The 10,703-nt window shown below is 50.1% G+C and carries 12 protein-coding genes and 2 pseudogenes; 6 read left to right on the top strand and 8 right to left on the bottom strand.

What is annotated here, in order from left to right; all coding sequences use genetic code 11:
* Window positions 1-302: 302 nt before the first annotated feature.
* Genes ABD028_RS03420 through ABD028_RS03400 form a run of 5 tightly spaced genes read left to right on the top strand, consistent with a single transcriptional unit; the run spans window position 303 to window position 2,373 of the window.
* Complete coding sequence (locus ABD028_RS03420; RefSeq protein WP_343841763.1) at window positions 303-971, top strand: Bax inhibitor-1/YccA family protein; 669 nt, start codon at window positions 303-305, stop codon at window positions 969-971.
* 34 nt (window positions 972-1,005) lie between these two features.
* Window positions 1,006-1,389: a sulfurtransferase complex subunit TusD gene (gene tusD, locus ABD028_RS03415; protein ID WP_343841761.1), complete on the top strand. Its 384-nt coding sequence runs from the start codon at window positions 1,006-1,008 to the stop codon at window positions 1,387-1,389.
* Window positions 1,389-1,745 carry a sulfurtransferase complex subunit TusC gene (gene tusC / locus ABD028_RS03410; protein WP_343841758.1) on the top strand — a complete coding sequence of 119 codons (357 nt, stop codon included), beginning with the start codon at window positions 1,389-1,391 and terminating at the stop codon, window positions 1,743-1,745. Before tusD ends, tusC begins: the two co-directional genes overlap by 1 nt.
* Window positions 1,745-2,035, top strand: a complete 291-nt coding sequence (tusB, locus tag ABD028_RS03405) for a sulfurtransferase complex subunit TusB (RefSeq protein WP_343841755.1) — start codon at window positions 1,745-1,747, stop codon at window positions 2,033-2,035. The genes tusC and tusB overlap by 1 nt, the downstream gene beginning before the upstream one ends.
* Window positions 2,035-2,373, top strand: a complete 339-nt coding sequence (locus ABD028_RS03400) for a TusE/DsrC/DsvC family sulfur relay protein (RefSeq protein ID WP_343841752.1) — start codon at window positions 2,035-2,037, stop codon at window positions 2,371-2,373. Before tusB ends, ABD028_RS03400 begins: the two co-directional genes overlap by 1 nt.
* Before the next feature lie 11 nt (window positions 2,374-2,384).
* Here ABD028_RS03400 and ABD028_RS03395 read toward each other — a convergent pair whose 3' ends face one another.
* The 8 genes and pseudogenes from ABD028_RS03395 to lrp form a co-directional block, all read right to left on the bottom strand.
* The gene (locus ABD028_RS03395; RefSeq protein WP_281259783.1) at window positions 2,385-2,516 is read right to left on the bottom strand and encodes a hypothetical protein; all 132 of its coding nucleotides are present in this window, start codon (window positions 2,514-2,516) and stop codon (window positions 2,385-2,387) included.
* Window positions 2,517-2,637: 121 nt separating this feature from the next.
* Window positions 2,638-3,927, bottom strand: coding sequence for a serine--tRNA ligase (gene serS / locus ABD028_RS03390; protein ID WP_343841745.1), 1,290 nt, complete (start codon window positions 3,925-3,927; stop codon window positions 2,638-2,640).
* 9 nt (window positions 3,928-3,936) lie between these two features.
* Entirely contained in the window at window positions 3,937-4,326 is a 390-nt protein-coding gene (gene crcB, locus ABD028_RS03385; protein WP_281259785.1) for a fluoride efflux transporter CrcB, read from the bottom strand.
* A complete protein-coding gene (locus ABD028_RS03380) occupies window positions 4,319-5,638 on the bottom strand; it encodes a replication-associated recombination protein A (protein ID WP_343841742.1) in 1,320 nt (439 codons plus the stop codon). Before ABD028_RS03380 ends, crcB begins: the two co-directional genes overlap by 8 nt.
* Window positions 5,635-6,267: an outer membrane lipoprotein periplasmic chaperone LolA gene (lolA, locus tag ABD028_RS03375; protein ID WP_343841740.1), complete on the bottom strand. Its 633-nt coding sequence runs from the start codon at window positions 6,265-6,267 to the stop codon at window positions 5,635-5,637. Before lolA ends, ABD028_RS03380 begins: the two co-directional genes overlap by 4 nt.
* Window positions 6,268-6,367: 100 nt before the next feature.
* Window positions 6,368-7,846 (bottom strand): annotated as a pseudogene (locus ABD028_RS23230) (DNA translocase FtsK); the annotation flags it as partial.
* Window positions 7,847-8,275: 429 nt separating this feature from the next.
* Window positions 8,276-8,695, bottom strand: a pseudogene (locus ABD028_RS23225) (DNA translocase FtsK 4TM domain-containing protein); the annotation flags it as partial.
* Between the two features lie 236 nt (window positions 8,696-8,931).
* Window positions 8,932-9,417: a leucine-responsive transcriptional regulator Lrp gene (gene lrp / locus ABD028_RS03365; protein ID WP_102795338.1), complete on the bottom strand. Its 486-nt coding sequence runs from the start codon at window positions 9,415-9,417 to the stop codon at window positions 8,932-8,934.
* Between the two features lie 127 nt (window positions 9,418-9,544).
* On the opposite strand from lrp, the gene ald reads away from it, so the two are divergent.
* Window positions 9,545-10,675: an alanine dehydrogenase gene (gene ald / locus ABD028_RS03360; RefSeq protein ID WP_102795337.1), complete on the top strand. Its 1,131-nt coding sequence runs from the start codon at window positions 9,545-9,547 to the stop codon at window positions 10,673-10,675.
* The last annotated feature ends 28 nt before the right edge of the window (window positions 10,676-10,703 follow it).

Here is a 10,703-nt window from a genome sequence, read left to right as displayed (position 1 = left end):
GAGGGATTCGAACCCCCGGAAGGTTTAACCCTTCGCCTGATTTCAAGTCAGGTGCATTCAACCGAGCTCTGCCAGCTCTCCGAGAAGTGGCGTGCATACTAATGAGGTTTTTGTACCTTGTAAAGGGTATTTTTCCGTTAAATTACTGAATGATGACAGATTGAGCAACTTGACGCTTTAACCAGCAATTTAGCGCAAACCATATCAGCCGCGAGCGGAATTCCTTGAAAACGGAACTAAAGCCCATAAAAATAGCCAAAGTAATCAGCTAGTGTTTAACTGGTTAAACTTCGGAGTGAAAAATGGACCAAAGAACCCTTTATAGCAGTTCGTCACAAACCTCGGTATTGGAGACAAACAAAGTACTACGCAACACTTATATGTTGCTAGCCATGACCTTGGTATTCAGTGCATTATGTGCAGGTGTGACCATGGCCGTCGGTATTGGCCCTGTTGCCGCTATCGCCATGAGCATCGGTGCCCTGGTGCTGCTGTTTGTTGTCAACAAAAAAGCTGAAAGTGCATCCGGCATTTTCTGGGTGTTTGCCTTCACCGGCTTACTGGGCGGCTCTCTGGGTTACACCCTGAACTTTTACGCTGGTTTGCAAAACGGCCCTGAACTGATAATGCAGGCTTTCGGCGCCACCGCACTGGTGTTTTTTGGTTTGTCGGCCTATGCGCTCACCACCAAGAAAGACTTCTCTTTTATGGGCGGTTTTTTAATGATTGGTATGATAGTCGCACTGGTTGCTGCCATTGCTAATATTTTCCTGCAAATCCCGGCCATGAGCCTGGCCATCAGCGCAGGTATTGTACTGATTATGTCTGGTTTTATTCTGTTTGATACCAGCCGCATCATCAATGGCGGTGAAACCAACTATATTCGTGCGACCGTTGGACTGTATTTGAGTATCTACAACCTGTTCACGTCGATATTGCATCTGCTGGGTGCGTTTAACAGTGACGACTGATACACTAAGGCCCTGCTAAAGCAGGGCTTTTTTCATGGCAACATTTTCCATTCTGGTGACCTCTGCCCCATTTGACAGTCAAGGCAGCAACAGTGCATTACAATTTATTCGCGCTGCAATTGAATCAGGTCACAGCATTTCAGGCGTTTTCTTTTATCAATCGGCGGTCACTAACGTCAGTGCATGGCAATCACCACCTGCCGATGAACTGCAGCTACACCAGGAATGGCTTGCCTTGCATCAGGCTGGCGTGCCATTACATGTTTGTGCAACCGCAGCAGCAAGGCGGGGTATTCTCGGCGCCGATGAAGCCCAGGCAAGGAACCTCAGCGGCACAAACCTTCAAGAGCAGGTGCTGGCCAGTGGTCTGGGGCAGTTAATGGTGCTGCTAAATAGCGATCGTTTGGTGCAATTCTGATGCAAAGTATCGCCATCATTAACCGTCATGCGCCACACGGCAGCAGCCACGGACAGGAAGCCCTGGATCTGGCGCTGGTAGCAGGCAGTTTTGGCCAGCAAGTTGGACTGTTTTTTATTGGCGATGGGGTATTTCAGTTGCTACGGCAGCAGCAGCCTGAAACCATTCTGCGCAAAAACTATAGCAAGACTTTCGCTGCCCTGGAGTTCTACGATATCAACACCATTATTGTCTGCCAGGATAGCTTAAAGGAGCGTGGATTAGGGGAAGATGACCTGTCGGTTGCAGTGGAGTTACTTTCCCCTACAGCCCTTACAACCAGATTGAAACAGTTTCAGCATATAGTGAGCTTTTAATGATTCTGCATCTGTTACGCAGTAGCCCTTTTACCACGCTCGACATAGGTCAAAGCCTTGCGCTGATGGATCAAGATGACGGCTTACTGCTAATGCAAGACGCCGTCTATGCCATCCAGGGACAAGGCCAGTCCTGGTTTGAGCAACTCCAGCAGCGCCAGGGCATTTATATCCTTAAAGAAGACATGCAGGCGCGCGGTCTTTCACATTGTCCTGGCTTTATTGAACAGGTTGATTACAGCAAATTTGTCACCCTAACCCTCACATTCGACCAAGTGGTAACCTGGTAATGCAACATTCTTTTGAATTTAACGGCCGTGACATAGTCACAGATTCAGCCGGCTATCTACTCAATCATATGGACTGGGATGAGACCATGGTGTCTTTTCTTGCGCAGCGTGAAGGCATAAAACTGACAGAAGCGCACTGGGAAGTGGTACTGTTTGTTCGTCATTTTTATCTGGAGTTTAATACCAGCCCGGCAATACGGGCACTGGTGAAAGCCATGGAAAAGAAGTTTGGCCCTGAGAAAGGTAACAGCCGTTATCTGCAACGTTTGTTTCCGGACGGTCCGGCAAAGCAAGCAACTAAGCTGGCCGGGCTACCCAAGCCTGCCAAATGTTTGTAGAAAAACAACATTTATCCTATCAGGCCTTCATACACCGTCAGAAACGTCAGCCAGAACAGATAGGCCACCATCCCCAGTGTAATCACCAGAGTAACATAGTAGAGCACCTTCATCAGCAGGCGCACATCGGCTGTAGCTTTCATACGCAGCGAAAATCAGCTTAACTTTTGAAAGTAAAGCACAAATTTCTGTTTATGAAAGTTTCAGGTCAGAATTGGCCAATAAAAACGGGCCTTGGCGGCCCGCTTGCTTTACAACTGTCGCTTAGCTGATGCGATCTAAGCCATTCATGTAGGGTCGCAAGGCATCCGGGATCTCCACACTACCGTCGGCCTGTTGATAGTTTTCCAGAATCGCAACCAGGGTACGCCCCACTGCCAGCCCTGAACCGTTTAAGGTATGCAGCAACTCTGGCTTACCGGTCTCAGGATTACGATAACGGGCCTGCATACGACGGGCCTGGAAATCCAGCATATTCGAACAAGAAGAAATTTCGCGGTAGGTATTCTGTGCCGGCAGCCAAACTTCCAGATCGTAAGTTTTACATGAACCAAAGCCCATATCACCAGTACAGAGCAACATCTTACGGTAAGGCAAGCCAAGTAGGCGCAGCACTTTCTCTGCATGTTCCGTCAATTCTTCCAGTGCCTCAAATGACGCCTCTGGCTTCACCAGTTGCACCAGTTCAACCTTATCAAACTGATGTTGACGGATCAGCCCACGAGTATCCCGGCCATAAGAGCCCGCTTCACTGCGAAAACAAGGTGTATGGGCGGTCATCTTAACAGGCAGTTGGTCAGCAGCGAATATTTCATCTCGCCCCAGGTTAGTTAGCGGCACTTCCGCAGTCGGGATCAGACTAAGCCCCTGCCCCTCTTCGGTGGCGGGTTTGGTATGGAACAGATCCTCACCAAACTTAGGCAGTTGTCCGGTGCCAAACAAGCAGTCTGCATTAACCAGATAAGGCACATACATTTCCTGGTAGCCATGTTCATTGGTATGCAGGTCCAGCATAAATTGGGTCAATGCCCGGTGCAGTCTGGCAATTTTGCCTCGCATCACCACAAAACGCGCACCACTGAGCTTGACGCCAGCTTCGAAATCCAGGCCCTTATCCAGAGCAGCAGAGACGTCAACGTGGTCTTTTACTTCAAAATCAAACTGGCGGGGTGTACCCCAGCGACTGATCTCTTTATTTTCTTCTTCATCCCGGCCGACTGGCACGGATTCATGTGGCAGATTAGGTAAGACCTGAGACAACTGGCTGATTTCTTCTAACAATGCATCCAGTTCCGCTTTGGCACCGTCCAGTTCATCACCCAACTTGCCTACCTCGGCCAGTAAAGGCGCAATATCCTCTCCCGCAGCCTTCGCTTTACCTATGTTCTTAGAGCGCACGTTACGCTCATTCTGCAATTCCTGTGTGCGAACTTGCAGCGCTTTGCGTTTTTCCTCCAATGATTTGAAGGTCGCCACATCCAGGGTAAAACCGCGTGAGGCCAGGCGCTCGGCCGTTGTTTCAATGTCGCTGCGCAAAAAATTCGGGTCTAGCATGCTGTGTGATTAACCTTTGTTCAAAATCAATTTAATTCCCAGCCAGGCTGCCAATAGACAACACAGCAGGTTCAATAAAATATTGGCAATTGCTTTCAGCCAGGCACCTTGCTGAATCAGCAACAAGGTATCCAGGGAAAACGTAGAAAAGGTGGTCAGGGCACCAATAAAACCTATGCTCAGAAAGGTTCGCCAGGGATGGCCAGCCACATACTCGCTCTCTATCAAACCATACACTATGCCGATCATCAAAGAGCCGAGAATATTCACCGCCAGTGTACCAAAGGGAAACCCTTTGCCAAACCATTGCATCGCCAATTGCGAGATAAAATAACGCAAGCAGGCCCCCATTGCGCCGCCTGCGGCAATTGTGGCATACAAGGCCAGGCCGTTACTTATAACGTTTGCGGTCACTTTGTTGGTCCAATTGGCTGAGGTATTCAAGCTTGGCCTGGATTTGCTTTTCCAGACCGCGTTCACTGGGTTGATAATACCGCTGTTCTGCCAGCTCTGGTGGCAAGTAGCGTTCCCCTGCGGCATAGGCGCCAGGTTCATCGTGAGCATAGCGGTAGTCCTGGCCAAAGCCCTGCTCTTTCATCAGCTTGGTGGGTGCATTACGCAAATGTACCGGCACCGCAAAGTTGGCCAGTTCCCTGGCATCGCACCTGGCTTGTTTAAACGCCACATACACCGCATTACTTTTTGCCGCGCAGGCACAATAAACCAGCGCCTGAGCAATCGCCCGCTCACCTTCGGCAGGCCCGACACGATGAAAAATATCCCAGGCATTAAGGCACACCTGCAAGGCCCGCGGGTCAGCATTGCCAATATCCTCTGAGGCGATGGCCAACAAGCGCCTGGCTGCTACCAGGGGATCACAACCGGCTTCCAACATGCGGGCAAACCAATACAAAGCGCCATCCGGTGAAGAGCCGCGCACTGACTTGTGCAGCGCCGACAGCATATCGTAAAACTGATCCCCGCCCTTATCGAAGGCTGCTATCTTGGCACCTACCGCTTCCTGCACAGTGTCGCGATGAATGATGCCCTGTTCAGCAAAATCTGCGGAAAGCTCCAAATAGTTCAACAGCCTGCGCCCGTCACCATCAGCCATTTGGGTGAGTAAAGCTCTGGCTTCTGGCGCCAGGGATATATCAGCAAAACGGGTATCACGCAAAGCCCGCTCCAGCATCCATTCAAGGTCGGCCTGTTCAAGCTTTTTCAGTACATATACCCTAGCCCTCGACAGTAACGCACCGTTTAGTTCAAAAGATGGGTTTTCTGTCGTGGCACCGATAAAAATCACCGTACCGTCTTCTATATGGGGTAAAAAAGCGTCCTGCTGGCTCTTATTAAATCTGTGCACCTCATCCACAAACAACAGGGTCTTTTGCCCCCGGGACTGGGCCTGATGACGGGCATTATCAATGGCCTGGCGAATGTCTTTAACACCCGATGTTACTGCGGATATACGCTCCACATGCGCATCACAGTAATTGGCAATTAATTCGGCCAGTGTGGTTTTACCTGTTCCGGGCGGGCCCCATAAAATCATCGAATGAGCTTTGCCCTGCTCAATGGCTCGCCTTAATGGCTTATTGGGGGCAAGAATATGTTGCTGACCGGCATAGTCTTCAAGACGGCGCGGTCTGAGCAGAGCAGCCAGCGGTTGATAGGGGTTATCCTGACCGAAATCCAACTGCTGGGTCATGGTTTTTGCAGGTTACCTGTTTGCACCTGACGCTGATCATCCAGCTCATAACCTTCAGGTAAGGTGAACTTAAACAGTGCTGCTGGTAGGTCGATGTTTTGCTTAATATCTCTGAAATTCAGCACGCTTTTTTGCTGCTGCCGGTCGAGCAAACTCAGTGATAAAAGTGTTTGACCGTCAAAAGTCAAAGTCAGGGTATCAATCTGGCTATTGTCAGACTTACTGCGGATAAGATAGCCACTGCCTTCCTGACTCACCATAAAATCCTGCCATAGGTGACTATCTGGCTGCGCTAATAAAATGAGCGGGTTGTTTTCAATAGCGCCTTGTTGGTCAAGTGCAATGGCCTGGCTAACAAAAGGATCCACATGCCAAACCGTTTGCCCATCGGCTATCAACAAGGCTTCATCCGGCGTTTTCAACTCCCAGCGCAATTTGTCAGGCTGTTGCAGATGTAAAGTGCCCTGTGCCTGTTGAACGGCTTGTCCTTGTCCGTCGGTCACCTGTTGCTCAAAATCAGCCTGAAAACTATGCAACTGGCTAAGTTTGCTCTTCAGACTATCCGCAGCCTCGTTGGCCAAAGTGGGAAACGCCAATACACAAAAACCAATGGTAAGAAGTCTCTTCATAACATCCTAAGAAATAATAAACACCCAAATCAGTCTGCTGATCCTGGCTGAGCTTAAACTGAACAGGTCATTAATCGGGTCCTGACAGGTTTAAATTGGTTCACACTGGCGGTGGTGCCAATACTTCCCGGTTGCCATTGTGCCCCTGGGCACTGACCACACCACTCATTTCCATTTGTTCGACGATACGGGCAGCCCGGTTATAGCCTATTCTGAACTGGCGTTGCACACTGGATACCGAAGCCCGGCGACTTTGCGTCACAAAAGATACCGCATCGTCATACAAAGGATCTGACTCTGCATCTTCGCCTTCGGCCTGCTCACCGGGTAACAGCACTTCGGTACTGCCTTCGCCACTTAAAATCTCATCAATGTAATTAGGCTTACCGCGCTTCTTCCAGTCTGCCACTACGGCATGCACTTCATGATCATCCACAAAGGCGCCATGTACGCGGGTCGGCACGCCGGTTCCAGGGGGCAGATACAGCATATCGCCCTGCCCTAACAAGGCTTCGGCACCTTGCTGGTCCAAAATGGTGCGGGAATCAATTTTAGATGAAACCTGAAATGCAATGCGGGTGGGAATATTGGCTTTAATTAAACCGGTAATCACATCCACTGACGGGCGCTGCGTTGCCAACACCAGATGAATCCCCGCAGCCCTGGCTTTTTGCGCTATCCGGGCAATCAGTTCTTCAACCTTTTTACCCACGATCATCATCATGTCGGCAAATTCGTCTACCACCACCACAATGCTGGGCAGCTTTTCTAAATCCGGCGCTTCAGGCTCCATACTCTGCTCGGGTTTCCAGAGCGGGTCTTTGATGGGCTCGCCTGCTTCAATGGCGTCAGCGATCTTAGTGTTATAGCCCTTAAGATTACGCACCCCTAATGCAGACATCAGGCGGTAACGCCGCTCCATTTCCCCTACACACCAGCGCAAGGCGTTGGCCGCTTCTTTCATATCCGTGACCACTTCGGCCAGCAAATGAGGAATGCCTTCATATACAGACAATTCCAGCATCTTCGGGTCGATCATAATCATCCGCACGTCTTCGGGGCTGGATTTATACAGCAACGACAGAATCATGACGTTTACCCCAACAGACTTACCCGAGCCTGTGGTACCTGCCACCAGCAGGTGTGGCATCTTGGCCAGGTCCACCACCACAGGTTTACCGGCAATATCTTTGCCCAGCACCATGGTCAGATTGGACGTGGAGTTTTGAAACACATCACACTCGATTACTTCGGATAATCGCACCATTTCACGATGCTTATTCGGCAGCTCAAGACCAATAACAGACTTACCCGGAATCACTTCCACCACGCGCACAGAAATAGCGGAAAGCTCCCTGGCCAGGTCTTTGGCCAGGGAAGAGATTTTGGCAACCTTCACCCCTGGTGCTAAATCCAGTTCAAACCGGGTAATTACCGGACCGGGATACACCCCAACCACTTTAGCTTCAATACTGAAGTTCTGCAGTTTGGCTTCCACCAACCGGGATGCCGCTTCCAACTCTTCCGGAGAAATGGGATTTTTCACCTTGTCCGGGCGATCGAGCAGCATAAAAGACGGCCTTTCCCCCTCCACAGCGAATTCTTCTTCCAACTCAGCCAGGGTTTTGGGCTTGGCTTTGTCCCCCTTGGTTTTCACAGGTGCGGGCTTGGGTGCAGGAGCCGGCTCGTCAAACAGTGGCACCTCCCCCATATCAAAGTCTTCGTCATTGTCCAGACTGAATACCGGTTCAATAACCGGCTCACGTCGCGGGACCGGTGTCGCTCCCCAGGGGGGCGTTTCTTCAGCAACAGACTCAGATTTAGGCTTGTCCGCCATCTCCACCATATCGTTATCGTTGTGTTTACGTTTAGGCAGTGTTGGCACCTGCATGCCCTGCAGTATGGAGGGCAGTCTGCCCAGCCATTTAACCCCGCTTATCGCCCAGTCACCTAAGTGATCAATCAGCAGTAACCAGGAAATACCCGTCATCAACGTCAGGCCGGTGCATAAAAAACACAACAACAACAGAGTTGTACCCGCCAGGTTAAAGTAAGGGAGCAGGCGACCGCTAATAGCATCACCCACAAAACCACCGGCAGAAAACACGTAAATATCGTCGGCATTCAGGCTGAACAGCGCGGTAGCGCCAACAATGGAAAGAATAAAACCGATCAGTCTTAAGCCGATGGTGAGATAGTCCAGCTCCAGCAAGTTCTTGGTCTGCTGGAACAAAAACCAGCCCAGCAGCGCAATACCGAAGGGAAACACATAGGCAATATAGCCAAAACTGTTGAGCAGAATATCAGCAAACCAGGCACCAATGGCTCCGGCCGCATTTTGTACGTCATCGCGAAACCCTGCCTGGCTCCAGCTAGGATCAGCAGGGTCGAACGAAGCCAAAGCGAGCAACAGGTAGAGTGCAAACATACTGCACACTATCATGCCCACTTCCATGATCCTTTGGATACCAGAGAGTCGCGCCATCATCATCTATTTATTATAAAAATTACCACTGCAAACACTGTGCAAAGATACCAGCCACGTTGCTAAAATCCTAGCTTGGCAATACATAAACCCTGTTTTTATTGCCAGTATTTTTATTTGCTGCGCAAATCTTGTTCAAGATGTCGTCAGATACCAACAAGTACTGGCAGATACAGCCATTACTTAAGGTTAATTTTAATCGCACCGGTATGTTTCACTTCTTCCATCACCACATAGGTACGTGACTCACTAACGCCAGGCAGCCCCAGCAAGGTATCTCCCAACAACTTTCGATAACTGGACATATCTGCCACCCGGGCTTTTAACAAAAAATCAAAATCTCCTGCCACCAGATGACATTCCTGAATATCGTCCAACTTACGAACCGCAGAAGAAAATTCTGCAAAGATATCGGTGGATGTTTTCGTCAGGGTAATCTCCACAAACACCAACATGGCAGCGCCCAGCTTGGTGGGATCCACCCTGGCATGGTAGCCACTAATATAGCCTTGTTGCTCCAAACGCCTTACCCTCTCTAAACAGGGGGTGGCACTTAAACCGACCCGGCGGGATAGTTCAATGTTGGAAAGTCGGCCATCTTTTTGCAACTCAACCAGTATATTACGGTCAATACGATCCAGGTGTTTGGGGGTTTTCACCAGCATACGATTATCTTCTCACTGCACTTTTTGCAGGATTATATCCTGCCGTTAACAATTCTTCAGCACACTCTTCTGTAAATCTTTGCATATACTTCACAACCTATTTTTCCCGCAAAGGTTGAACAGAATTATGTTGATCGGTGTACCTAAAGAAATAAAAAACCATGAATACCGTGTTGGCCTGACGCCAGCCGCAGTGAAAGAATTTGTCACCCACGGCCATGCTGTGCTGGTGCAGAAAGATGCGGGCACCGCCATTGGCTTTACCGACGATCAGTATATTGCCGCAGGCGCAACCATCAGCGATAGCGCAGAGAGTATCTTCGACAAAGCCGAGATGATCGTAAAGGTTAAAGAGCCTCAGCCCAACGAATGTAAAATGCTGAGCAAAGGGCAAACGCTATACACTTATCTGCACCTGGCACCTGATCCAACGCAAACAGAACTGCTGATTGCCTCCGGTGCCACCTGTATCGCCTATGAAACCGTAACCGATTCACGCAATGGCTTGCCATTGCTGGCCCCCATGTCAGAAGTTGCTGGCCGAATGTCTATTCAGGCCGGTGCCCATTATCTGGAAAAAGCCCACGGCGGCAGCGGTACGCTACTTGGTGGTGTACCAGGTGTTGCCCCGGGTAAGGTGTTGATTGTAGGTGGCGGCGTGGTTGGTACTAATGCTGCCAAGATGGCGATCGGCCTGGGTGCCGATGTGACTATACTGGATCGCTCTTTACCGCGTCTGCGTGAGTTGGACGATATCTTCCGTGGTCAGTTAAAAACCGTATTCTCCACCGTCGATGCCATTGAGCATTATTCATCTAAGGCCGATCTGGTGATTGGTGCCGTGCTTATTCCTGGTGCCGCTGCGCCTAAATTGCTGACGGCCGAGCATATTCGCAATATGAAAGAAGGCTCAGTCGTAGTAGATGTGGCGATTGACCAAGGCGGCTGCTTCGAGACCGCCCGTGCCACTACCCACCAGGATCCCGTCTATGTCGTTGACGGTGTTGTGCACTATTGTGTGGCCAACATGCCAGGCGGTGTTGCGCGTACATCCACCATGGCGCTGAACAATGCGACCCTGCCGTTTGGTCTGGCACTGGCCAACAAAGGTCCTAAGCAAGCCATGCTGGACGATGTGCACCTGCTTAACGGCCTGAATGTGCATGAAGGCAAAGTCACTTATAAAGCGGTGGTTGATGCCCTGGGTAGTAAATTGGGACTGACCTATACCGATGCCCGCACCGCGTTAGGTGCATAATGTCAGTTACATACTGATAAAAAAAGGC

It is taken from the genome of Bowmanella denitrificans (assembly GCF_039522935.1).
Taxonomy (GTDB): domain Bacteria; phylum Pseudomonadota; class Gammaproteobacteria; order Enterobacterales; family Alteromonadaceae; genus Bowmanella; species Bowmanella denitrificans.
Note: the sequence above shows the minus strand (reverse complement) of the source record. Positions and strands in the feature narration are given on the sequence as shown.